This window comes from Nonomuraea sp. K271, from assembly GCF_009908215.1.
GTDB classification, from domain to species: Bacteria; Actinomycetota; Actinomycetes; order Streptosporangiales; family Streptosporangiaceae; genus Nonomuraea; species Nonomuraea longispora.
Map to the genome: position 1 here is coordinate 102,544 of NZ_JAAAHR010000001.1, position 22,883 is coordinate 125,426.

Sequence of the window (22,883 nt, forward strand, 5' to 3'; positions counted from 1 at the left end):
AACGCCCCTGCCTTCCCCTTATCGGGGAGCCAGAGGTGGTGTTACACGGTTCATGTAACGCTCCACCCCATTCGCGGCGACATCCATGAGGCAGGACTCGCAGGGAGGGCACGTGGATTTCTGGGGGACCGTCCTCGTCCTGGCGCGACGGTGGTTCGTCGCCGTTCCGGCCTTCCTGCTGGCCGTCGGCGGCGCCGTCTACGCATACTCCACGATCCCCGTCGCCTACACGGTCTCAGCGGTCCTCGTGCTCACCGCGCCGACCAGCGGCGGGACCGTGCCACCCGACCCCGACCAGCCCGTCCCGCAGGTCAACCCGCTGCTCAACTTCGACCACGGGCTCGACGTGGCCGCGTCGATGCTGATCAACGTCATGAGCACGCCCGACATGGTGACCGAGATGGGCGTGCGCCCCGACGGCGACACCACGTACGCGGTCACCAACGGCACCAACAACCTGGAGTCGCTGGCGACCGGCCCGCTCGTCTTCGTCGAAGGGGAGAGCCGCACGCCCGAGGCGGCCACGCGGATGGCCCGCGAGGTCATCGAGCGGGTCGAGCGGGAGCTCGACGTACGTCAGCGGCAGGTGCAGGCGCCACCCGAGACCTACATCACGATCAGCCAGACGGTGCCGCCCACCACACCCGTGCCGCAAGAGGGCAGGAGGCTGCGCTCCGCAGCCGCCGCGCTCGGTCTGGGGCTGATCGCCGCCCTGTGCGCCGCGTTCGCCGCGGAGAGCCTCTCAGCGGCGCGCAGGGCCGGTTTCCCCGGGCTGCCGGGAACCCGGCGCAGGCGGGACGAGCCCGAGGGCGGCGAGCAGGAGCTCGTCGCGGCCGGGGAACCGGGGTCGTAGCCGGTGGCCGCCGCGACGCCCGGCGCCCCGCCGCGGCAGGGGCGCGCCGACGGCGCCACCGTCGCCGCCGTCTTCGCCGTGGTGCTGCTGATCGTGCCCGCCCGGCTGGTGCTGAAGTACCTGCCGCTCTCGCTCACCCCCGCGAACGTGGTGAGCCTGGCGGCGGCGCTGCTGTGGTTGTGCGCGCAGCTCACCCTCACCCTGGGCGCCGCCAAGGGGCGCAACCCCGTGCGTACGGTGCTGTTCGCCTACTTCACCGCGATGCTGGCGACCTTCGGGTTCACCACGTACGGGTACATGGACTCCGACGAGCTGAACCTGAGCGACCACTCCTTCGTGCTGGTGATCGCGATCGTCGGCATCGCGCTCACGGTCTGCGACGGCGTGCGGGGTCTGCGCCGGCTCGACCTCGTGCTGAAGACGCTGGTGGTGGCGGGCGCGGTCATCTCGGTGGTCGGCGCCTTCCAGTTCCTGTTCTCGGTGGACCTGACCAGGTTCATGGAGCTGCCGATCCTGCGCTACAGCACCGAGGGGGACTCGTTCGTCCTCGAACGGGCCGACCTGCGCCGTGTCGCGGCCACCACCGGACACCCCATCGAGTTCGGCGTCACCTGCGCCATGCTGCTCCCGCTGGCCGCCCACTACGCCGTCAAAGCCCGCACGCGCGCCGAGCCGGCCCTGCGCTGGTGGGCGTGCACGCTGCTCATCGGGTTCGGCCTGATGTTCTCGGTGTCGCGCTCGGCCATGCTGAGCCTGTTCGTGGCAGGCCTCGTGCTGATCGTCGGCTGGCCCGCGCGGCGGCGGCCGCGGGCGCTGCTCGCGGCGGCGGGGTTCATGGCGGTCGTCTGGGTCGCGGTGCCGGGCCTGCTCGGGGCCATCGCCGGGCTGTTCACCGACCTCGGCAACGACGAGAGCATCCAGTACAGGACGCACGACTACGCCGTCGCCGGGCAGGAGATCGGCCGGCACTTCTGGCTCGGCCGCGGCCTCGGCACGTGGTACGCCCCCAAGCACCAGATCTTCGACAACCAGTACATCCTGTCGATGGTGGAGACCGGGCTCGTCGGCACCGTGGCGTACACGTCGGTGTTCCTGGTGGCCTGCTACGCGGCGCTGAGGGCCCGGCACCTGAGCGCCGACCCCGGCGACCGCGACCTCGGGCTCACGGTCGCCGCCTGCCTGCTCGTGCCGCTCGCCGGGTCGTTCACCTTCGACCTGCTGTCGTTCGCGACCGTGACCGGGATCGCTTTCGTGCTGGTCGGCGCGGCCGGCGCCCTGCTGCGGGCCGCGCGGGCCGATCAGCTCTCACCCTCGCAGACCAGCGGGCCGACGATCGAGGTGATCCGATAGCTCTCGTCGATGGTGACCAGCTCGTTGCCGGACCACTCCGTCCCGCCGCACTCGGAGTCGACAGGCCCGTACACCCACGACTTGTCGACCAGCTTGTTGCCGCGCACGACCTGCCTGCCGCGGGCGTTGCGCACCTGGAGGCTGAACGTGCCGCCCATGATGAGGTTGTCGGTGACGACCACGTCCCGCGACTTCTCGTCCACCAGGAAGATGGGCGCGGTGATGTGCCGGGCCTCGCGCTGGTCGACGGTGTTGTGGTGGAACAGCAGCCCCTTGCCGCCGTTGTAGGCCTGGATGCCGTCCGAATGGTCGCCGGGGTTGGAGCAGAGCTTCACGAACGAGTCGCGGATCTCGACGTCGTCGCCGGAGACCCGGAAGCCGTCGCTGTGCCCCTGCACCAGCACCCTGGTGGCCCTGTACTTGTCGTAGCCGACCCCGGGCAGCGGCTCGCACTTGCCGGTGGTGCCCACCGTGGTGTCGGTGATGGTGAACCGGAACGACTCGGGGCCGTCGGAGTTGATCACGTCGCCGTCGATCACGCTGTTCCTGACGGTGACGTCGTCGGCGTGGATCAGCAGATGGCCGGGCACGTGGACGCCGTCGAGCACGGTGCCGGGCTTCCTGACGCGGTAGGCGACGTTCTCCGTGTCGAGCCCGACCCTGGCCAGCTTGACCCCGCGGGGCGCCCCCGTGCAGGCCGGGGTGGGATGGTCGGGGCAGGACGAGCCGTCGGCCCTGGTGATGCTCGGCTTGGGGGAGGGGCTCGGCGTCGGCTGCTCGGCGGGTGCGGCTTGGCAGGCCGTGGCCAGCACCGCGACGGCCGCCAGCAGGCTGAGAGGTCCGCGCATCGTTCAGCCGCCCAGCCGCCGCAGCAGGCCGGCCCACGAACCCGCCTCCTGGTCGCGCCGGCTGACCTCGGTGACGGGCAGCGGCCACGCGATCCGCAGATCGGGGTCGTCGTAGCGGACCGCCAGGTCCTCGGCGGGATCGTGCGGCCTGGCGATGCGGTAGCAGGTGTCGGCGGGCTCGGTGAGCGCCTGGAAGCCGTGCAGCAGGCCCGGGGGCACGTACAGCGTGACGAAGTCCTCGTCGTCGAGCCGCACCGCCATGCTGCGCCCGAACGTCGGCGAGTGCGGCCTGATGTCCACCAGCACGTCGTGGACGGCGCCGCGGGCGCACCTGACGAGCTTCGCCTCGCCCTGGCCCGAGCGCCCGTGCAGGCCGCGGACCGTGCCGCGCCGCGAGCGCGACTGGCTGTCCTGGACGAAGGTCTCGGCGGCCAGGCCGGCCTCGGCGGCGACGTCCGCGTCGAAGGTCCTGGTGAACAGGCCGCGGCTGTCGTGGTGCGGCGTCGGCCTGAACAGCAGGACCCCGTCGAGCTCCCCCTGCTCTGCTTTCATGTGTCGTCCTTCCTGGAGGCGGTCCGATGAAGCCGGCGGTCAGCGTCGTCATCCCGGCGCACAACGAGGAGGCGGTCGTCGCCGAAGGGCTGGACCTGCTGCTCGCCGGGACGGAGCCCGGCGAGTTCGACGTCGTCGTGGTGGCCAACGCCTGCACCGACGGCACCGCGCGGGCCGCGGCGCGGCCGGGCGTGCGGGTGCTGGAGACCGCGACCCCCGGCAAGGTCAACGCGCTGCGCCTGGGCGACGCGGCGTGCGCGGCGTACCCGCGCGTCTATCTCGACGCGGACGTGCGGATCGACGCTAGCTCCGTACGGGCGCTCGCCGACGCCGCCGCCCGGCCGGGCGTGCTGGCCTGCGCGCCCCAGCCCGAGTGGGACCTGTCCGGTACGGGCCCCGTGGTCCGCCGCGTGCACCGGGTGCACGACCGGCTGGTGACGCCGTCCAGGGCACTCGCGGGCGTCGGCGTCTACGTGCTGAACGAGCGCGGGCACGAGCGGGCCTTCCCGCTGCCCGACGTGATCTCCGACGACGGCTGGGTGGACGGGTGCTTCGCCGGCGGCGAGCGGGTCGTGGTGGCGGGGGCGCGCTCCGTCGTGCGTCCCGCCCGCACCGTCCGCGCCCACCTGCGCCGCCGGATCAGGGTCAGGCAGGGCAACAGGCAACTCGCCGAACTCGGCGTGCCCGCGCGCCCTTTGCGCCCGCGGGCGCTGGGCGCGCTGCTGGCCTCGCGGGCGGTCGGGCCGCTCGACGCCGCCTGCTACCTGGCCGTGCTGGTCCTGGACCGGCTGCTCACCAGGGTGCGCGGCGGCAGGACGAGCTGGGGCACCGACGCCGGCAGCCGTCATCGCGACCCCACGGCGGCGTCGTAGGCCGCCAGCAACGCCGCCTTCGAATGGTGCCAGGACAGCGGTCCCGCCACCCTGCCGCGGCCGATCTCGCCCATCCGCCGCCGCATGTCCGGGTCGTCGAGCAGCTGCGCGATCAGCTTGGCGAACTCCGACTCGTCGTTGGCCGGCGCGTACAGGGCCGCCTCGCCCGCCGACACCCGCGCCTCGCGTAACTCGAACGAGACGATGGGCCGGCCCATGGCCATGTACTCCATGATCTTGTTCATCGTGGAGACGTCGTTGAGCGGGTTGAGCGGGTCGGGCGACAGGCACACGTCGGCCGTGGACAGATAGCGCAGCAGATCCTCGTCGGGGATCCGGCCGGTGAACTCGACGGCGTCCGCCAGGCCCAGCTCGCGCGAGAGCGCCACCATCGCGTCGAAGGTGTCGCCGCCGCCGACGAACACCGCGTGCCAGTCCGTACGCCCGTGCTCGTCGCGCAGCCGCGCCAGGCTGCGCAGCGCGTAGTCCACGCCGTCCTGCGGCCCCATCACGCCCAGGTAGCACAGCAGGTACGGCTTGCCGCGCCGCAGGCCCTCCTCGGGCGGCACCTGGTGGAACCGCTCGACCGCCGGCGCGCTGCGCACCACGAAGACCTCCTGGGGACGTTTGCCGCCCCGCGACAGCGCCACCTGCTTGTAGCTCTCGTTGGTCGCGATCACCACGTGCGCGGCCCGGTACGTCATCCGCTCCAGCCGGCGCACCGCCCGGTACAGCAGGTCCTCGCCGCGCCCGAACCGCGACAGGTAGAGCTCGGGCACCAGGTCGTGCTGGTCGAAGACGAACCGTGTGCCCTTGCTCCGCATGGCCCGCGCCACCAGGAAGAACAGGTCGGGCGGGTTGCAGCCGTGCACCACGTCGAACGTGCCGAGCCGCCTGGCCACGCGGAAGGTGTGCCACAGCGCCGAGCCGTACTCACGAAGGTAGCCCGCGGGACCGCCGGTGGCGGCGCGCAGCGGGTAGCGGTGGATGTGGACTCCGTCGATGACGGCCTCGGGCTCGGTGTCCTGCTTGGCGCCCCGCGGGCAGATGACGTGCACCTCCCAGCCGGCCTGGTACAGCGCCGTGCATTCCTGCCAGACGCGCCGGTCCAGCGGTACGGACAGATTCTCGACGAGGATGAGCGCTCTACCACGCAATGCCTGTGTAGTCCCTTCTGCCCCGCTGGGCCTCCGCGTCAGGAACGCGTACGAGATCGATGATCCGGCGTTCGCCCGCGCGGCTCAGCGCGTCGAGCACCGTCGGGTCCGCGCACCCGATCACGCAGACCTCGGCGTGCCGCAGCACCTCGTCCACCGAGTCGCCGAGCAGCTCGCCGAGGTGGGGCAGGCGTTCGGCGATGTAGGCGCGGTTGGCGCCCACCAGGCGCGACAGGGTCACGTTGGCGTCGTAGATGCGCAGGTCGTAGCCCTTGCCGAGGAGCCGTTCCGCGAGTTCGACGAGCGGGCTCTCGCGCAGGTCGTCGGTGCCGGGTTTGAACGACAACCCGAACAGGCCGATCCTGCGCCTGCCCGAGGCGGTGACGAGGTCGAAGGCGCGCTGCAGGTGCGCCTCGTTGGCCGGGAGCACGTGGGAGAGCAGCGGTACGGACACGTCGGCCTTACGCGCCGCGTAGACCAGGCCGCGCAGGTCCTTGGGCAGGCAGGAGCCGCCGAAGGCGAAGCCGGGCCGCAGGTAGGCGGGGCTGATGTTGAGCTTGCGGTCGGCCAGGAACACGTCCATCACGCGGTGCGAGTCGAGGCCCATGGCCTGGCAGATCGCGCCCAGCTCGTTGGCGAAGCCGATCTTGACCGCATGGAAGGCGTTGTCCGCATATTTGGCCATTTCGGCGACGGGGATGGGCACCCTGAAGAGGTCGCCCGGCAGCCCCTCGTACAGCGCGGCGGCGACGTCGCCCGCGGCTTCGTCCGATTCCCCGATCACCGTCTTGGGCGGCGCGAAGAAGTCGCGCACGCTGGTGCCCTCGCGCAGGAACTCGGGGTTGACCGCCACCCCGAAGTCCACGCCCGCGCGCAGCCCCGACGACAGTTCCAGGATGGGGACGAGCAGGTCGGTGCAGGTTCCCGGCAGCATGGTGCTGCGGAAGACCACCACGTGCCCCGGGGCGAGCGAGCGGCCGATCTGGTCGGCCACCCGTTCCAGGTACGTCGTCGACAGGCTGCCGTTGGGCGCCGACGGGGTGCCCACGCAGACCAGCGACACCTCGCTGTCCCTGACGGCCTGGGCGGCGTCCGTGGTTGCGCGCAGCGCGCCGCCCCCCACGGCCTTGGCCACCAGCTCACCGATGCGCTCCTCGACGATCGGCGCGTGGCCGTCGTTGATGAGATCGACCTTCGCCGGGTTGACGTCGACACCCACGACCTGGTGTCCCATGGAGGCCAGGCAGGCCGCCGAGACGCAACCGACGTAACCGAGTCCGAAGACACTAATTCGCACAGCCGCCTCCGTAAGGGACCGTCTGCTGTGGACCGCCGTCTGGAGGGCAGCGCGCCATTTCCCCCGCCTCCACCGATATGTCGGGCATGTCCGTTGGAACGTTACGGTTTTCTCCACGCCCTGACCGATCGTGCGACCGACCTCGCCTTCGACAGCGCCGCCGCGGCGGCCCCGCGTACCGGATTCCTCGTGACGAGGCCCTGGCAGACCACGCTCTCGCCGGTCTTGGCCCGCCGCTTGTACTCGTCCTCGCCCCTGCCGAGATCGACGCGTACGATCCCGAGCGCCGGAGCGGCGGCCACCAGCTCCCGCAGCAGGATCCAGCCTGGAGACAGCCGCGCGAAGGCCGGGTCGTAGACGGGGAACCACCAGTGCAGCACCCCGCCCGACCTCAGGCCGAAGTGGGCCGCGAGCAGGTGCTGCCCGGCGTGCAGCGTGGACAGCACGCCGCTGAACCCCGGATCGCGGGCGCGCAGCAGGCCGTCGAGCAGCCGGACCCGGTCCTGCCCCGCGAAGAAGTCCCTGGCGCCGGTCGCGGCGTACTGCGCCCGCTTCAGCTCGACCACCCGCGCCAGCGCCTTCGGGTCGGACGAGGCCGCCACGAACCTGAGCTCGCCGAGCTCCCGCCCCGCCTTCGCGGCCCGCCGCCTGGCCTGCCCCATGTTCTCCTTGCCGCTGCGCGAGGCCCGGCCCAGGTAGCCCGCCAGCCCGCCGGTCACGTCCAGGTACGGCGACGGCCTGCGGGAGACCACCCACCGCTCGAACCCGGGCGCCCCCTCCACCAGGTGGTCGAAGGCGTAGCCGGCGGCCCCGTTCCCGAGCAGGTCCAACGGACGGAACCCGGCGCCGGCCGCCAGGATCGGGCCCTGGAAGTCCGCGCCAGGCCAGCCCACCGGGCGCAGCAGCCGCCCTTCCCGGTGGTGCGGCAGGAACGCGACCGGCCTCCCGCCGTCACGCGCGATCGCCACGTGGACGGGCCGCCCGCTGGCGTGCACGGCCGCCGCGAAACCGGGGTGGAAATAGGGGCTGTCGAGGGCCGGATTGGCCTCCCGCAGCGTGTGCCAGGCGTCCAGGTCCGCCGCGGTGAGCGCGGTGAACGCCTCCACGCGCAGCCCGCTCATTGCGGCAGCGCCGTCATCCGGCGCGAGGGCCGCAGCAGCGCCGCCACGCACGCCCGGGACGTACGCCGCCCGGCCAGCGCCCGCACCGCCTCACCGGCCAGCACCGCCAGGAAGTACGCCGCCCCCGACGCCCTCCCGTGGCGCCGCCGGTACAGGCGTACCTTGTTCACGACGAGCAGCGCCGCCAGCGTCGGATTCACGCCCGAGTCGCCGCCGATGTGCTCGATCACCGACGCGGGCTCGTACCACGTGGTCCATCCCACGTCGGCGGCGCGCAGGCAGTAGTCCGTCTCCTCGCTGTAGAGCAGGAACGACTCGTCCCACGCGCCGACCTCGCGGATGACCCGCGTCGACAGCAGCATGGCCGCGCCGGTCGCCCAGGAGTACGCGCCGGGACGCGCGTAGTCGCGCGGGTCGGTCACCAGCTCGCCCAGCCCGCCGACGCGCCCGGCCAGCGACCCGCCGACCAGCGCCTCGACCAGGGCCCTACCCACGGTCGGCGCCCTGCGCAGCGACGGCTGGAGCGTGCCATCCGGATTGACCATGTAGGGGACCGCGATCCCCCTGCCCGGTTCGCGCAGGCAGGCCAGCAGCGGCGCGATCGAGCCGGGGCGCAGCCGGCAGTCGGGGTTGAGCACGTAGACGCCGTCCAGCCGGTCGAGGTCGAGCGCGGCGACGCCGGCGTTGATCGCGGCGGCGTACCCGGCGTTCCTGCCGACCTGCACCACCGTGGCGTTGGCCCGTTCGGCGACGGCGACGGAGTCGTCCTTGGAGGCGTTGTCGGCCACCACCACGCCGGCCAGCTCCACCCCTTCGGCGCCCCGCTCCAGCGAGCCGAGGCAGCCCCCGAGCACGGAGGCGCTGTTGTAGGTGACGATCACGACGGCGACCCGGCCCATGTCAGCGCACCCGCTTGTACAGGCGCATGCCGAGCTTGCCCGCGCGCCGGGCGAGCGGCGCCCTGCCGTCGAGCACCCGCCCGATCCAGGCGCCGTCGAGGTCGTGCCTGAGGCTGTTGCGCGCCTGGAGCCAGGAGCCCGCCCTGACCCGGCCGCCGTCGCTGGTGTAGGCGCGGGTCACGCCGGCCATCCGCAGCCGGCGCAGGACCCGGCGGTCGTAGGAGCCGAACGGGATGGCCACCCGCGACACCGGCCCGCCCGCGAGCCGGGCGAGCACGGCCCTGGCCCGGGTGAGCTCCTCGGCCACCTGCGGGCCGTCCAGTGTGCGCCAGTCACGGTGCGCCCACCCGTGGGAGCCGACCCGCATGCCGGCCCCGGCCAGCTCGCGCACGCCGTCGGCGTCGAGCCTGCCGGGTTCGCCGAGCAGCCCGGCCAGGACGAAGAACTCCGCCCGCAGCCCTCGCTCCACCAGCCGGGGAAGGGCGATCTCCACGTCGGACGCGTTCCCGTCGTCGAACGTCAGCCGTACGTCGGGGCGGCCGGCCACCGCGTCGACGACCTGCTCGAACTGCTCGACCGTCACCCACGTCGCGTCCTCGTCCCGTTCGAGAGCGCGGGCCGTCTCGCCGATGCCGTGCACGGTCAGGTTGGTTACCGCCCGCATCCTGCCCCCTGGTCAAGAAGGTCGCCAGGAGAGTTATCGCGACCAGATCTGGACCGTTACATCCGTTTTGCGTACCAGGCGACGGTCTGCCGCAGCCCCGCCTCGAGCGTGGTCGCCGGACGCCAGCCCAGCACGCGCTCGGCGGGCCCGATGTCGGAGCGCTGCGTACGGTCCAGCGGCCGCGCCGCGACCGCGCCGTACTCGGGCCTGGCCCTGCCGTCCACGGTGCCGTCCACGGTGCCGTCCACGATGGCGGCCAGCAGCTCCGCCGTGTCGCGGATGCTGACCGGCTCGGGCGTGCCGATATCGAGGATGTGCCCGGCCGCGTCGCCGCCCGCTCCCGCCAGCACGAACGCGTCCACCACGTCCTCGACGTACACCCAGGTGACCAGCCTCGCGCCCGAGGTGAGCCGGGGCGCCTGCCCCTTCAGCAGCGACGTCGTCACGTACGGCACCAGCCTGGCCGCGTTCGGCTCGCCCGGCCCGTACACCATGGCCACCCGCAACACCGAGACCGGCACCCGCCACAGGGCGTGGAACATCCGCGCGTACCCCGTCGCCGCCGCCTTCGCCGCCGCGTACGGGGAACCCGGCGCCTGCCCCTCGCGCGGCTCCTCCACCGAGCCCGCCAGCACCACGCTGCGCACGGGGCCGCCCGTCACGGCCGTCAGCAGGTTGACCGCCGCGCCCAGGTTGCCCGCCAGCGTCGGCGCCACGATCCCGGGCTCCCGGACGCCGGTGACCTCACTGGCCAGGTGGAGGATCACCTCCGGCTGGACCGCCTCCACCAGTGCGGCCGTGGCGGCGGCGTCGCACAGGTCGGCCGCGTGCCAGCACTCGACGTGCCCGGTGGCCTCCTGCGGGCGGCGGCTGACCGCGTGCACCCGCGCGCCCAGCCCGGCCAGGCGGCGGACCAGGTGGGAGCCGATGAACCCGGTGGCGCCGGTGACCAGCGTGCGCGTCCCCTGCCAGGCCGACATGTGCTCTCCCGGGTCAGTCATGTTGGTCCGGTGACGGAATGGGCTCGCCCGTGTCGTGCCAGACGTTGCCCGCGTCGGCGGCGAGCTCGGAGCGGGTGCTCAGCAGGATCGGGCAGTCGTGCGCGGAGTTGCGGCCGAACCGGTTCCCGGTGACGCGCTGCCCGGTCAGGGGGCGCTCGAGCGGCGTGTGGTCGATGTTGACGATGCAGGCGCCGCCGTCGAGGTAGTTGTCCTCCACCCGCAGGTCGTCGGCCGACGACTGCACGGCGGCGTTCGGGTCGCGCGTGGTCGACAGGTCGATCGTGTTGTGCCGCAGCGTGACGCCGCTCTGGTCGGCGAAGGCCTGTACGCCGTCGTTGTGGGTGGGTTCGCCGCCCTGGTCGGGGTCGTGGGCGAACCAGCTCAGGTCGTGGATGTAGGAGTCCTGGACCAGGGTGGCGGTGTGGGCCTTGACGCCGTCGACCGTGCCTCGGAACTCCGAGCGGTAGATCTTGGTCGAGGCCGCCCAGATGCCGTCGATGGACGGCGAGGGATGGGCGGGGTAGAACTCGGAGCCCTCCACCACCGTGTCCTTGCCGTGCTCGGTGTCGAGCAGCGGCCGTACGTCGGAGGTGGCCGCGCCGCGGAAGACGCAGTTGCGGAACGTGACGCCGCGCGCGGTCACCACCACGAAGCCGTGGAAGACCTTGCCCTCGACGACCTCACCGTCCTTGGCGAAGGTCTGGTCGCCGGTGACGACCGTGAGCGCGGTGCCCGGCGGGACGCCCGTGGAGGCCGCGCCGGGAAAGCCGGGAGGGCCCGGCCTGCCGGTCTCCGGGGGCGGGCTCGCGGGCGCGGACGGGCTCTGCGAGGCCCGGCCCGCGGGCTCGCCGAGCTGCTGGGCGACCACGAGGGCCAGGACCAGGGCGGCGACCGCGGCTATGACATACGACCACGTCTTCGCCACCCTGGCATTATTCGCGCATCATCAGCCGATGCGCCAGGTGTCGCCGCCCAGCAGCAGTTCGCTCAGGCCGCCCGGCCCCGCGCTGCCCACGGCCTCGTCGAGTTGCTCGGCCATGAGCGTGTCGTAGGCCGGCCGGTCGATCTGGCGGAAGATCCCGATCGGCACGTGCTCGAACGCCGGCTCGTCGAGCCTGCTGAGCGCGAAGGCCACCGACGGGTCGGGATTGTGCGCGTCGTGCACGAGGATCTGGTCGTCGCTCACGCTGTCGCGGGCCACCACCTCGATGCCGCCGTTCGCGGCGCGTACGACGGCCTTCGAGGCGCTCGCGATCGGCTGACCGTGCTCCAGCCGCACCGTGATGTCGTCGCGGACCTCGGGGTCCTTGAGCTGCTCGAAGGCGTTGTCGTTGAAGATGTTGCAGTTCTGGTAGATCTCGACCAGCGACGTGCCGCGGTGCGCGGTAGCCTCGCGCAGCACCGACTGCAGGTGCTTGCGGTCGGAGTCGATGGTCCTGGCCACGAACGACGCCTCGGCGCCGAGAGCCAGCGAGATCGGGTTGAACGGCTTGTCCAGCGACCCCATCGGCGTCGACTTGGTGATCTTGCCGACCTCGCTCGTAGGAGAGTACTGGCCCTTGGTCAGACCGTAGATCCGGTTGTTGAACAGCAGGATGTTGAGGTTGACGTTGCGGCGCAGCGCGTGGATCAGGTGGTTGCCGCCGATCGACAGCGCGTCGCCGTCACCCGTGATCACCCAGACGCTCAGGTCGGGCCGGCTGGCCGCCAGCCCGGTCGCGATCGCCGGCGCCCGCCCGTGGATGGAGTGGAAGCCGTAGGTGTTCAGGTAGTAGGGGAAACGCGACGAGCACCCGATGCCGGAGACGAACACGATGTTCTCGCGCCTGAGCCCCAGCTCGGGCAGGAAACTCTGCACGGCGGCGAGAATCGCGTAGTCGCCGCAGCCGGGGCACCAGCGCACCTCCTGGTCGGACTTGAAGTCCTTCAGGGTCTGCTTCACATCGGTCTTGGGAACGAGCGAGAGCCCCTTCCCGTTCAGCAGCTCAGTCACTGTCGATCACGTCCTGGATGACTCCGGCCAGCTCCTCGGCCTTGAACGGGAGCCCGCGCACGCGGTTGTAGCTGATCACGTCGACGAGGAAGCGGGCCCGCAGCAGCAGGGCCAGCTGGCCCAGGTTGATCTCGGGCAGCAGCACCTTGTCGTAACGCTTGAGGATCTCGCCGGTGTTGGCGGGCAGCGGGTTGAGGTGGCGCAGGTGGGTCTGCGCGACCTTGCCGCCGCTCTTCCTGATGCGCCGCACGGCCGCGGCGATCGGCCCGTACGTCGAGCCCCACCCGATGACGAGCACCCCGGCGTCGCCGTCGGGGTCGTCGACCTCGAGGTCGGGCACGTCGATGCCGGCGATCTTGGCGGCCCTGGTGCGGACCATCAGGTCGTGGTTGGCGGGGTCGTAGGAGATGTTGCCGGTGCCGTCGGCCTTCTCGATGCCGCCGATGCGGTGCTCGAGGCCGGGAGTGCCGGGGATGGCCCACGGGCGGGCGAGGGTGTCGGCGTCACGCTTGAAGGGCAGGAACGTGCCGTCCTCGCCGTTGGGGGCGGTCGTGAAATTCTGCGAGATGTCGGGCAGGTCGGCGATCTCGGGGAGTCGCCAGGGCTCCGAGCCGTTGGCGAGATAGCCGTCCGAGAGCAACATGACCGGTGTGCGGTATTTGACGGCGATCCTGGCCGCCTCGATGGCCGCGTCGAAGCAGTCGCTCGGCGACATCGGCGCCACCACCGGCACCGGCGACTCGCCGTTGCGGCCGAACAACGCCATCAGCAGGTCGGTCTGCTCGGTCTTGGTCGGCATGCCGGTGCTCGGCCCCGCGCGCTGCACGTCGACGACGATCAGCGGCAGCTCGGTGGTGACCGCCAGGCCGACGGTCTCGGCCTTCAGCGCCACGCCGGGGCCCGACGTGGTGGTCACGCCCAGCGCCCCGCCGAACGCGGCCCCGAGCGCCGCGCCGACGCCGGCGATCTCGTCCTCGGCCTGAAAGGTGCGGATCCCGAACCGCTTGTGCCTGGACAGCTCGTGCAGGATGTCGCTCGCCGGGGTGATCGGGTAGGACCCCAGGAACAGCGGCAGCTTCGACTGCACGCTCGCGGCGATCAGGCCGTAGGCGAGCGCCTGGTTGCCGGAGATGTTGCGGTAGACGCCCGGGGGCAGCTGCGCCGGCTTGACCTCGTAGCTCACCGAGAAACCCTCGGTGGTCTCGCCGTAGTTCCAGCCCGCCTGGAAGGCGGCGATGTTGGCCTTGGCGATGTCGGGCTTCTTGGCGAACTTCTGCTCGAGGAACTTGATGGTGTGCTCGGTCGGCCGGTGGTAGAGCCACGACAGCAGGCCGAGGGCGAACATGTTCTTCGACCGCTCGGCGTCCTTCTTCGACAGGTCGAAGTCTTCGAGCGCCTTGACGGTCAGCGAGGTCAGCGGGACCGCGTGCACGCGCCACTCGCTCAGGGAGTCGTCCTCGAGCGGGCTGCTGGCGTAGCCGACCTTCTGCAGGTTGCGCTTGGTGAACTCGTCGGTGTTGGCGATGATGTCGGCGCCCCTGGGCAGGTCGCCCAGGTTGGCCTTGAGCGCGGCCGGGTTCATCGCCACGAGGACGTTGGGCGCGTCGCCGGGCGTGAGGATGTCGTGGTCGGCGAAGTGCAGCTGGAAGCTGGAGACGCCGGGCAAGGTGCCTGCGGGGGCCCGGATCTCGGCGGGGAAGTTGGGCAGAGTCGACAGGTCGTTGCCGAACTCCGCCGTGCCCGCCGTGAAACGGTCGCCGGTGAGCTGCATGCCGTCGCCGGAGTCGCCGGCGAATCTGATGATCACGCGGTCGAGTTGCTGGACCTGCTTCGTCACAGCTCAGTCCTCCTCGACGCGCCAAGGCGCGGTTGATGTAGGCGCGTTCTCTGTTTCCATGCTAGATCCTCGGAAGGTCACGCGTTTGCGGCCCGCGAATGCGGGTAAACGCGGGCGGGGTCAGGGTGAGGTGGGAGAACGACGACACAGCCCGGATGCGAGCCTGCAGAGGTCCACATGCAGGCGGGCGAACAGGACGGTTCGGGTCACGTGCGCCAACTATACGTCCCCCTCAAGCGCGTTATGTCAGGGGCTGTCCGCTCCCTGAGCTGTACATGCGTCCGGCCTGCATCCCCGCAGAGCCGTACAACTCAGGAACGGTGACAAAGCTGTAACCCTTCCCGCGCAACCTTTCGAGGATGTCCGGAACCGCGTCGACGGTTTCCCGATGGATGTCGTGCATGAGAATGATCGCACCTGGATGTGCCCCGCGCACCGCTCTGTCGGCGATGTCGGCGGATTTGCCACCGCCCTGGTCATGGGTGTCGACGTCCCAGGTGACCAGCGACGCGCCCTGCTCGGCCGCGACGGCGCGCAACTGCGGGCTCGCGATCCCGTACGGCGGCCGCACGAGCGTCGGCGTGCGCCCGGTCGCGACGGCGATCGCGTCACCCGCCCGCCGCAGCGAGTCGGTGATCTTGCTGGTGGGCTGACCGGAAAGGTTCTTGTGGTTCCAGCTGTGGTTGCCGACCAGATGCCCCTCGGCGCTCATCCGCAGCACCAGCCCTGGGTCGGCGGCGGCGTTCGTACCGAGCGGGAAGAACGTGGCCCGCGCCCGATGCTCCTGGAGCGTGTCGAGCAGCGCGCCGGTGTGGGGTCCTGGACCGTCGTCGAACGTCAGCGCCACGCACTTCGTCCTGGCGCAGTCGGCGGTCACGGCCAGGGTCCTGACGGCCTCGGTGCCGTTGGCGGGATCGTTCGCGGGCGGGACCCTGGTCAGGTCCGCCGCGTCCTTGCGCGCGGCCGTCCTGACGCCTTCCTGCGCCCGCCTCCCCAGGCCGGACAGCAGCGGCTCCGCGGCGTCCGCCGGCACGGCCGCGGCCACCCGGCCCAGCGCGCACGGCCCCACCTGGCAGTCGTCGAACTCGACCACCAGGTCCCCGTCACGGTTGAAGGCCATCGAGTCGAAGCGGCCGGCGTCCGCGACGACCTCGTCCGCCCCGATCTGCTGCCCGCGCTCCTGGACCAGCTGCCGCCTGACCAGCACGCCGAGCCGGCGCAGCGCGTCCTTGCCGGCGAGCAGCCCGGTGGAGCCGGCCGTCCTGCCCTCGTGCGCGTCGAACCAGTACGTCCGCGTGGAGTACCCAAAGCCCGCCTTCAGGTTCTCGCCGGTGCGCAGCCGTACGGCCACCGCTTCGGGGGAGGCGGCGGCGAGCTGCCAGTTCACGTTCAGCTCCGGCCGCGGGCCGGCCGCCTTCGTCTTCGTACGCTCGCGGAAGTCGCGCAGCTGCTCGCGCACCCGCTCGCGCAGCACCCGGTTGAGCGCGGGGGCCTCGTCCAGCTCGGGGTAGGTGATGTGCACGTATCGGCGGCCTGCGGAGTCGCCTTCCGTGAGGGTTCTGGTGGACAGGCCGACGACGGTCGTGGGGTCGACAAAGTCGACCAGCGTCGGCTCTGCCGGGACCACGATGCCCCTGTCGGGAACGGCGGTGGCCATGCCGCAACCGGAGACCGAAAGGGCCAGCAGAGCGATTCCTGCAGAGAATCGCCTTATATGCATGCATGCCACAGTATGTGGGCGATCTTGCCGTTTACTCCTATTTGGGATGATCGGTAGCGGACTTTTGACCACCCTCCGGTTTGGGGCTTCCCTGGGTTACCATCCCGTCATGGACGGCTATTACGGGTCGTACGTGCTCGTCGCCGCGCTGCTCGCCATCGGCGTCGCCATCGTGGCCGGCGCCCTGTTCGCCAACCGCCTGCTCCGCCCGTCGCGCCCCACCCCGGACAAGCTGACCACGTACGAGTGCGGGGTCGACCCGGTGGGCGACGGCTGGGCGCAGTCCCAGGTCCGCTACTACGTCTTCACCTACCTGTACGTGGTCTTCGCCGTGGACGCCGTCTTCCTGTTCCCCTGGGCCACCGTCTTCGACGCGCCCGGCTACGGGTTGACGACGCTCGTCGAGATGTTCGTGTTCCTGGGGTTCATCACCCTCGGCATCGTCTACGCCTGGCGCAAACGCGTACTCACCTGGACATGAGCCCGCCGCCCCGCGACGCCGCACCCACCCGCGGCAGGCAGGCCGGTCTGGGCGGTGGTGGCCTACGGCAGCGCCAGGCAGCCTGACCGGGACGCCGAGCTCCGGTCGGCGATCTCATGCGTGAGGCCGGTCACCCGGTCGCGGTCGCGCGGCCCGGGGCTCGCGGCGATGGTGGAGGCGTCGGGCCGCACGTGTCGCCGGCCGCTCCCTCCTCCTCGGCTGCGCCTTCCTCTCCTGATCCGTGAGCCGTACGGAATTCCCAGAGGCGCCGGCAGGCCGGGGAACGTGTCCTGCAGGCACCACAGCCTGTTCATGCCAGGGAAGATCTCTTTGCGTTCCCCCTGATCCGAGTAAGAATGGCCACATGGCAGCAACGGATCTCCCGATGCCCACAGTGGGGCCGATCTCCAGATTGGCTCCCAAACCCATGCGCTTCATTCTCAACTGGGGCAGGCGCTATTCGCTGTGGGTCTTCAACTTCGGGCTGGCCTGCTGCGCCATCGAGTTCATCGCGACGTCGGCAAGCCGCCACGACTTCATCCGCTTCGGCGTCATCCCGTTCGCTAACGGCCCCCGGCAGGCCGATCTCATGATCGTCTCGGGCACGGTCACCGACAAGATGGCCCCCGCCGTCAAACGCCTCTACGAGCAGATGCCCGATCCGAAATACGTGATCTCGTTCGGCGCCTGCTCCAACAGCGGCGGCCCCTACTGGGACTCCTACTGCGTGACCAACGGCGTCGACCAGATCATTCCCGTGGACATCTACGTCCCCGGCTGCCCGCCCAGGCCGGAAGCGCTCCTCTACGGCATCACCCAGCTCCAGGAGAAGATCGCCGGGGAGAAACTGAGCGACCGCTACATGTGGTCACGCGCCCACTCGCCGGAGGAGGCGTGACCACGCGCATCGAGGAGCGGTTCGGCGAGCGCGCCGAGATCACCGAGTCGTACGGCGACGTCACCGTCGACGTCGCACCCGGCGACTGGATCGAGCTGCTGGCATTCGCCCGCGACGAGCTCGGCCACAGCTTCTTCGACTGGCTGACCGGCGTCGACGACCCGCCGGACGCCTTCCAGGTGGTGGCCCACGTCTGCAACCTCGACGCCCGCACCCGCCTGCTGCTGCGCACCCGCGTACCGCGCGCCGTCCCCCACCTGCCCACCGCCGTCTCCGTCTACCGGGGCGCCAACTGGCACGAGCGCGAGACGTACGAGATGTTCGGCGTGATCTTCGACGGCCACCCCAACCTCGTCCCTCTCCTGCTGCCCGACGGTTTCGAAGGCCATCCGCTGCGCAAGGACTTCATCCTGGCAGCTCGCGTGGCCAAGCCCTGGCCCGGCGCCAAGGAGCCCGGCGAGTCAGGACACGGCGCCCCGAGCCGCCGCAAGACACTTCCGCCGGGAGTTCCAGCCGACTGGGGGCCGCCCGATGCTTGACGTGGTGCTGAGCTTCGCCGTCATCCTGGTCGTGTTCCTGGTGCTGCCGCTGATCGTGGGGCAGACCGAGCACAAGGTCATGGCGCACATGCAGTCGCGGCTGGGGCCGATGTACGCGGGCGGTTTCCACGGGTGGGCGCAGCTCATCGCCGACGGAGTGAAGTTCGCGCAGAAGGAGGACGTCGTCCCGGCCGCGGCCGACCGCCGCATCTTCATGATCGCCCCGGGTGTGGCACTCGTGCCGTATCTCCTCGTGCTGATCGCCATCCCTCTCGACCGCGGCCTCGTGGCCGTCGATCTCGACCTCGGCCTGTTCTTCGTCCTCGCCGTCATGGGCGTGGGCGTCCTGGGCGCGATCATGGCCGGGTGGGCCTCGGCCAACAAGTATTCCGTCCTCGGCGGCATGCGCTCGGCGGCCCAGCTCATGGCGTACGAGCTGCCCCTCGTGCTGGCGGCCTCGTCGGTCGCGATGGCCGCGGGCACCCTGTCGCTCCCCGGCATCGTCGAGGCGTGGCAGTGGTGGTGGCTGCCGTGGCAGGCCGTCGGCGGCATCGTCTTCTTCGTGGCCGGGCTGGCGGAACTGCGGCGCCCGCCGTTCGACATGCCGATCGCCGAGTCCGAGATCATCATGGGCCCGATGACCGAGTACACCGGCATGCGCTTCGCGCTCTTCATGCTCTCCGAATATGTCGGGATCGTCGTCCTGTCCTTCCTGACCACCGTCCTGTTCCTGGGCGGCTGGCACGGGCCGTTCCTGCCTGGCTGGTTGTGGACCCTGGTCAAGGTGTTCGCGCTGGCGTTCGTGGTGATCTGGCTGCGGGTGACCTATCCGCGCCTGCGCGAGGACCAACTGCAGAAGCTCGCCTGGGCCGGGCTCGTCCCGCTGGCGCTCGTGCAGCTGGCGCTCACCGGCGTCGTCAAGGTCCTCATCTGACGCGGCGCCGTCCTGCCCTTTCCGAGCCGGCTCGGCGGCGGGAGGCGTCAGTGAACGATGGCCAGCATCACGTCGGAGGCCGAGGGCCGTTCGTCCGGACGTTTGTTGAGGCACGCGCCCACGATCCCGCGTAAGGCGGGCGGCAGCGACGACAGATCGGGCTGGACCGTGAGCACCCGGTTGAACACCGCAGGCACGGTGTCCTCCCCGAACGCGGGCCGGCCCGTCGCCGCGAAGATGATCGTCGACGCCCAGCTGAACACGTCGGAGGGCGGGCCCACGGTCTCTCCCGACAACTGCTCGGGCGACATGTAGGGCGGCGTGCCGACCATCTTCCCCGTCGTCATGGTCACCTGGTCGAGCGCCTTGGCGATGCCGAAGTCGATCACGCGGGGGCCGTCGTGCCCGATCAGCACGTTGCTCGGTTTGAAGTCGCGATGGACGATGCCCGCCTTGTGGATGGCCGCCAGCGCCCCGGCCGTGGCCAGCGCCAGCCGGGTCAGGCCGTCCTCGTCGCGTGGCCCGTGCTTCTTGACCAGCTGCTCCAGCGACGGGCCCTCGACGTATTCGCTGACGATGTAGGGGTGCTGACCGGAGACGCTCACGTCGAGGAGCCGGGCTGTGGAGAACGTCGCCACCCGCCGGGCCGCGTCGACCTCCCGTGCGAACCTCTTGCGCGCCACCTCGTCGACCAGGTCGTGCAGCACCTTCACCGCGACCCGCGTCCCGTTGGGCGCCGTCGCCAGGTAGACCGCCCCCTGCCCGCCCCGCCCGAGCTCACGCAGCACCCGGTAGTGGCCCACCCACTCGGGTTGCCCGGTGCGCGGCCGATGGTGCTGACCGGGGGAGGTGGTGCGCCTGCCCATCTCCATCGGCCGGTGCGGAGGAAGGGTCGTCGCTCTGAGGCGGGCGCGCGCCATGTGGGGCACGAGAAAACCCGAATGCACGACCCCTCCGCCCCAGCTGAGCAGCAGGCCCAACGTGACCATGACGGCCAGGGGCTCCGGGATGTCCGCGAACTCCGCGTATGCGAGGGCCGAGATCGTGAACGAGCCGATGCCGACGAAGTAGACGCACGCGGCGACGAAGTGCCAGACGTTTCGCAACCAGTAAGCCGCGAACCCGATGGTGACCGGGGTCGCCAGGCCGCAGGTGAACAGGGGCAGGCAGGCCCACAAGACGGCGGCCGCCCACCTCCCGCCACTGGGACGGACTGAATGGCTCTGTTGCATGCCGGAGAGACTATCGTTCAGCGACCGGTTCATATCGGGCGAGCGCACAGGTTGTGGATAACCATCGGCCTGCCTGTGGATAGCTGTGGAAAAACTGGGGACAATGCTCTGGCTCATTCACGTGCGAGGCCAAGTGCGTCATGATGTTGAACATGGGGCGGATACCGGGAGTCGGACTGGCGAAAGGGTTGTCCATCACCCTTCGCCACATGCTGCGTAAATCGGTTACGCAGCAGTATCCCGAGGTCAAGCCCGCCCTGCCGCCGCGGAGCCGAGGCGTTATCGCCCTGGTTGAGGAGAACTGCACCTCCTGCATGCTCTGTGCCCGGGAATGCCCCGATTGGTGCATCTACATCGACTCGCACAAGGAGACCATCCCGGCCCCCGAGGGCGGCCGCGCCCGCCAGCGCAACGTCCTCGACCGCTTCGCCATCGACTTCTCCCTGTGCATGTACTGCGGCATCTGCATCGAGGTCTGTCCGTTCGACGCCCTCTTCTGGTCACCGGAGTTCGAGTACGCCGAGGGTGACATCCGCAACCTTCTCCACGAGAAGGACAAGCTGGCCGCCTGGACCCAGACCGTACCGCCGCCTCCCGCCCACGACCCCGGCGCCGAGCCGCCGAAGGAGCTCACGGCCGCTCCCCGCCGCCCGGCCGCCGGCCGCGCCTCCCGCACCACACCGTCGGGGAGACCTCCCGCCGCACAGAGGCCCGCCGCCGGCGCCGCTCCAGACGTCGGTACGCAGGACGCGCCCCCCGGCCGGCGTACAACTGCCGCACCGGCGCCGGGAGCGGCCCCCGCGCGCACCACGGACCCCGCGGCCGGGCCGCCGAAACGCGCGGCTGCTGCACGTGAGCCGGGGACGAGCGCGCCAGAGCCCGGGACCGCGGGGCCGCCCGGCACGCCCGCGTCCGCAGGGGACACGCCGCCTGGTGCCCCGGCATCTGCAGGGGACACACCGTCCGGTACGCCGACATCCGCGGGGGACTCATCGCCCGGTACGTCCGATTCCTCCACCGGAGCCACCGAGCAGAGCGCAACGTCCGGCCCGCCGGAGCCGGATACGCCTACGACGGCTGCGGCGTCACCGCGCCCCACAGACGGTCGCGGCGAGCGTCCGCGCAGATCGATGGCCAACGTACGGGCCATCCGGCCTCCCGGCGCTCTCCCGTCCCGCTCTCGGAACGACGCCCCGGCCGAGAGTTCCGAGCAGCCGACCGAGAGCCCTGAGCAGGGGGACACCGCGCCGGAGGACGCAGCGACCGGTTCAGCGGACCCCTCGGCCGATCCGCGACCGGCGGCTGATGCGGGACGCCCGCCAGCCGACCGTCCCAATGAACCTGCACAGGAACAACCGGCGCCTCAACCCGAAGACCATCACCCCGAGGGACCGGCTTCATCCACAGGCCGGCCGTCTCCCGAAGAGTTGTCCACAGCTCCGGGCCGGCCAGAACCGGAACCCCGCTCGCCAGAGCAGACTTCATCCGCGAGCCCGCGCAAGCGCAGGATGGCCGATCCACGGTCCATCCGACCGCCAGGGCGGCTCGGTCCTGACGACACAAGGGAGTCCGAGGAGGAGTCGTGACCGAGGCGGTGCCCTCCTACCTGTCACCCACCGGGCAAGAGATCGTCTTCTTGCTGCTGGGCGCGGTAGCGGTCGGATCGGCGCTGCTCGTCGTCACGACCAGGCAACTGGTTCACGCCGCCCTCTGGCTCGTGGTCTGCTTCGGCGCGCTGGCCGGCGGCTACCTCGTGCTGACGGCGGAGTTCGTGGCGTGGGTCCAGGTCCTGATCTACGTCGGCGCGGTGGTCGTGCTGATGTTGTTCGGCATCATGCTGACCCGCGCTCCCATCGGCCCTTCCGAAGATCTCGACAGCGGCAACCGGCTGGTCGCCGCCGTGGTGGCGGTGGCGACGGCGGCCCTCCTGGTCACCGTGGTGATCGACGGCTTCCGCACCGCCTACACCCCGCTGCGTCCCGGCAAGGGAGCCGCCAAAGAGCTGGGCGCCAGCGTGTTCGCCACCTGGGTGCTGCCTTTCGAGGCGCTGTCCGTGCTGCTGCTCGCCGCGCTGATCGGCGCGATCGTGTTGTCCCGCACCGACATCCCCGGCGGCGCCCCCGCCCAGCAGACGAGCGATCCATCCTCCGGCCCGCCGGACGCCACCCCGTTCCCCGGCAACCCCGAGACCATCCAGCCTCCGGCCAAGCCCGGAACCGTCCAGCCCTCGGCTCAGCCCGAGGGCACATCGCCGTCCGACCGGACCACGGGCAGCACGCCACCCGAGCAGACCGGGGGTCATTAGTGCACATCGTCTACCCGGCGGTCGTCTCCGCGCTCCTCTTCTCCGTCGGCGTCTACGGCGTGCTCGCCCGGCGCAACACGATCCTGGTGCTGATGTCGGTCGAGCTGATGCTCAACGCCGTCAACCTCAACCTGGTCGCGTTCGACGTGTGGCTGGGCGACCGCCTGCACAGCGGCCAGGTGCTCACCCTTTTCGTCATCGTCATCGCCGCCGCGGAGGTGGGCCTGGGTCTGGCCATCATCCTGGCGCTCTACCGCAACCGCCGCACCGTCGACATCGACCGCCTCCGTGACCTCGCCGAGCCGGCAGACGCCCCGCGAGGCGTGCCGA

General features: G+C 71.0%; 24 protein-coding genes and 1 pseudogene. 10 read left to right on the plus strand and 15 right to left on the minus strand.

The features are described 5' to 3' along the window. The first annotated feature begins 112 nt into the window (after positions 1-112). Both GUY59_RS00565 and GUY59_RS50450 read left to right on the plus strand, forming a co-directional pair. Positions 113-853 carry a hypothetical protein gene (locus GUY59_RS00565; RefSeq protein ID WP_138198624.1) on the plus strand — a complete coding sequence of 247 codons (741 nt, stop codon included), beginning with the start codon at positions 113-115 and terminating at the stop codon, positions 851-853. 3 nt (positions 854-856) lie between these two features. Further along, complete coding sequence (locus GUY59_RS50450; protein ID WP_138198623.1) at positions 857-2,203, plus strand: O-antigen ligase family protein; 1,347 nt, start codon at positions 857-859, stop codon at positions 2,201-2,203. On the opposite strand, the gene GUY59_RS00575 is transcribed toward GUY59_RS50450, so the two are convergent. Both GUY59_RS00575 and GUY59_RS00580 read right to left on the minus strand, forming a co-directional pair. Next, positions 2,152-3,051 carry a hypothetical protein gene (locus GUY59_RS00575; protein WP_138198622.1) on the minus strand — a complete coding sequence of 300 codons (900 nt, stop codon included), beginning with the start codon at positions 3,049-3,051 and terminating at the stop codon, positions 2,152-2,154. The two genes, GUY59_RS50450 and GUY59_RS00575, sit on opposite strands and share 52 nt — an antisense overlap. A 3-nt stretch (positions 3,052-3,054) precedes the next feature. Next, on the minus strand, positions 3,055-3,603 hold the full coding sequence (locus GUY59_RS00580) for a dTDP-4-dehydrorhamnose 3,5-epimerase family protein (RefSeq protein ID WP_138198621.1): 549 nt from the start codon (positions 3,601-3,603) through the stop codon (positions 3,055-3,057). 26 nt (positions 3,604-3,629) lie between these two features. Here GUY59_RS00580 and GUY59_RS00585 point away from each other — a divergent pair, with 26 nt between their 5' ends. Further along, the gene (locus GUY59_RS00585) at positions 3,630-4,475 is read left to right on the plus strand and encodes a glycosyltransferase (protein WP_138198620.1); all 846 of its coding nucleotides are present in this window, start codon (positions 3,630-3,632) and stop codon (positions 4,473-4,475) included. On the opposite strand, the gene GUY59_RS00590 is transcribed toward GUY59_RS00585, so the two are convergent. The 11 genes from GUY59_RS00590 to GUY59_RS00635 form a co-directional block, all read right to left on the minus strand. After that, a complete protein-coding gene (locus tag GUY59_RS00590; protein ID WP_138198619.1) occupies positions 4,448-5,632 on the minus strand; it encodes a glycosyltransferase family 4 protein in 1,185 nt (394 codons plus the stop codon). The genes GUY59_RS00585 and GUY59_RS00590 overlap by 28 nt on opposite strands. Continuing rightward, positions 5,622-6,929, minus strand: coding sequence for a nucleotide sugar dehydrogenase (locus GUY59_RS00595; protein WP_138198618.1), 1,308 nt, complete (start codon positions 6,927-6,929; stop codon positions 5,622-5,624). The genes GUY59_RS00590 and GUY59_RS00595 overlap by 11 nt, the downstream gene beginning before the upstream one ends. Positions 6,930-7,030: 101 nt before the next feature. Beyond that, entirely contained in the window at positions 7,031-8,050 is a 1,020-nt protein-coding gene (locus tag GUY59_RS00600; protein WP_236666687.1) for a GNAT family N-acetyltransferase, read from the minus strand. Then, positions 8,047-8,949, minus strand: coding sequence for a glycosyltransferase family 2 protein (locus GUY59_RS00605; protein WP_138198617.1), 903 nt, complete (start codon positions 8,947-8,949; stop codon positions 8,047-8,049). The genes GUY59_RS00600 and GUY59_RS00605 overlap by 4 nt, the downstream gene beginning before the upstream one ends. Before the next feature lies 1 nt (position 8,950). After that, complete coding sequence (locus tag GUY59_RS00610; protein ID WP_138198616.1) at positions 8,951-9,613, minus strand: polysaccharide deacetylase family protein; 663 nt, start codon at positions 9,611-9,613, stop codon at positions 8,951-8,953. Between the two features lie 56 nt (positions 9,614-9,669). Beyond that, complete coding sequence (locus GUY59_RS00615; protein WP_138198615.1) at positions 9,670-10,614, minus strand: NAD-dependent epimerase/dehydratase family protein; 945 nt, start codon at positions 10,612-10,614, stop codon at positions 9,670-9,672. Continuing rightward, positions 10,607-11,539 (minus strand): hypothetical protein, encoded by a 933-nt coding sequence (locus GUY59_RS00620; RefSeq protein WP_138198614.1) that lies wholly within the window; start codon positions 11,537-11,539, stop codon positions 10,607-10,609. Before GUY59_RS00620 ends, GUY59_RS00615 begins: the two co-directional genes overlap by 8 nt. Positions 11,540-11,560: 21 nt before the next feature. Further along, on the minus strand, positions 11,561-12,607 hold the full coding sequence (locus GUY59_RS00625) for a 2-oxoacid:ferredoxin oxidoreductase subunit beta (protein ID WP_138198613.1): 1,047 nt from the start codon (positions 12,605-12,607) through the stop codon (positions 11,561-11,563). Further along, positions 12,600-14,444 carry a 2-oxoacid:acceptor oxidoreductase subunit alpha gene (locus GUY59_RS00630; protein ID WP_138198612.1) on the minus strand — a complete coding sequence of 615 codons (1,845 nt, stop codon included), beginning with the start codon at positions 14,442-14,444 and terminating at the stop codon, positions 12,600-12,602. Before GUY59_RS00630 ends, GUY59_RS00625 begins: the two co-directional genes overlap by 8 nt. A 120-nt stretch (positions 14,445-14,564) precedes the next feature. Further along, positions 14,565-14,654: a putative leader peptide gene (locus tag GUY59_RS51180; RefSeq protein WP_311132193.1), complete on the minus strand. Its 90-nt coding sequence runs from the start codon at positions 14,652-14,654 to the stop codon at positions 14,565-14,567. A gap of 31 nt (positions 14,655-14,685) precedes the next feature. Next, positions 14,686-16,101, minus strand: coding sequence for a polysaccharide deacetylase family protein (locus GUY59_RS00635; protein ID WP_138198611.1), 1,416 nt, complete (start codon positions 16,099-16,101; stop codon positions 14,686-14,688). A 172-nt stretch (positions 16,102-16,273) separates the two neighbouring features. Here GUY59_RS00635 and GUY59_RS00640 point away from each other — a divergent pair, with 172 nt between their 5' ends. After that, a complete protein-coding gene (locus tag GUY59_RS00640; RefSeq protein ID WP_138198610.1) occupies positions 16,274-16,645 on the plus strand; it encodes an NADH-quinone oxidoreductase subunit A in 372 nt (123 codons plus the stop codon). Positions 16,646-16,707: 62 nt separating this feature from the next. Here the strand turns inward: GUY59_RS00640 and GUY59_RS49735 are convergent, their stop codons facing one another. Next, positions 16,708-16,836 carry a hypothetical protein gene (locus tag GUY59_RS49735; RefSeq protein WP_269128637.1) on the minus strand — a complete coding sequence of 43 codons (129 nt, stop codon included), beginning with the start codon at positions 16,834-16,836 and terminating at the stop codon, positions 16,708-16,710. A gap of 236 nt (positions 16,837-17,072) precedes the next feature. Here GUY59_RS49735 and GUY59_RS00645 point away from each other — a divergent pair, with 236 nt between their 5' ends. From GUY59_RS00645 to nuoH, 3 genes are read left to right on the plus strand one after another with little or no spacing between them, the layout of a single operon-like run. Continuing rightward, positions 17,073-17,543, plus strand: coding sequence for an NADH-quinone oxidoreductase subunit B (locus GUY59_RS00645; RefSeq protein ID WP_236666688.1), 471 nt, complete (start codon positions 17,073-17,075; stop codon positions 17,541-17,543). Beyond that, entirely contained in the window at positions 17,540-18,082 is a 543-nt protein-coding gene (locus GUY59_RS00650) for an NADH-quinone oxidoreductase subunit C (RefSeq protein WP_138198609.1), read from the plus strand. The genes GUY59_RS00645 and GUY59_RS00650 overlap by 4 nt, the downstream gene beginning before the upstream one ends. Beyond that, on the plus strand, positions 18,075-19,016 hold the full coding sequence (nuoH, locus tag GUY59_RS00655) for an NADH-quinone oxidoreductase subunit NuoH (RefSeq protein WP_132334270.1): 942 nt from the start codon (positions 18,075-18,077) through the stop codon (positions 19,014-19,016). Before GUY59_RS00650 ends, nuoH begins: the two co-directional genes overlap by 8 nt. A 47-nt stretch (positions 19,017-19,063) precedes the next feature. Here nuoH and GUY59_RS00660 read toward each other — a convergent pair whose 3' ends face one another. After that, positions 19,064-20,248, minus strand: a complete 1,185-nt coding sequence (locus GUY59_RS00660; RefSeq protein WP_161714311.1) for a serine/threonine-protein kinase — start codon at positions 20,246-20,248, stop codon at positions 19,064-19,066. 314 nt (positions 20,249-20,562) lie between these two features. Here GUY59_RS00660 and GUY59_RS47225 point away from each other — a divergent pair, with 314 nt between their 5' ends. The 3 genes and pseudogenes from GUY59_RS47225 to nuoK all read left to right on the plus strand — a co-directional run. After that, the gene (locus GUY59_RS47225; protein WP_330849106.1) at positions 20,563-21,834 is read left to right on the plus strand and encodes a 4Fe-4S binding protein; all 1,272 of its coding nucleotides are present in this window, start codon (positions 20,563-20,565) and stop codon (positions 21,832-21,834) included. Beyond that, positions 21,831-22,553: an NADH-quinone oxidoreductase subunit J family protein gene (locus GUY59_RS00670; protein WP_138207835.1), complete on the plus strand. Its 723-nt coding sequence runs from the start codon at positions 21,831-21,833 to the stop codon at positions 22,551-22,553. The genes GUY59_RS47225 and GUY59_RS00670 overlap by 4 nt, the downstream gene beginning before the upstream one ends. Beyond that, a pseudogene (gene nuoK, locus GUY59_RS51185) lies at positions 22,553-22,834 on the plus strand (NADH-quinone oxidoreductase subunit NuoK); the annotation flags it as partial. The gene GUY59_RS00670 and the pseudogene nuoK, both read left to right, overlap by 1 nt. Between the last annotated feature and the right edge of the window lie 49 nt (positions 22,835-22,883).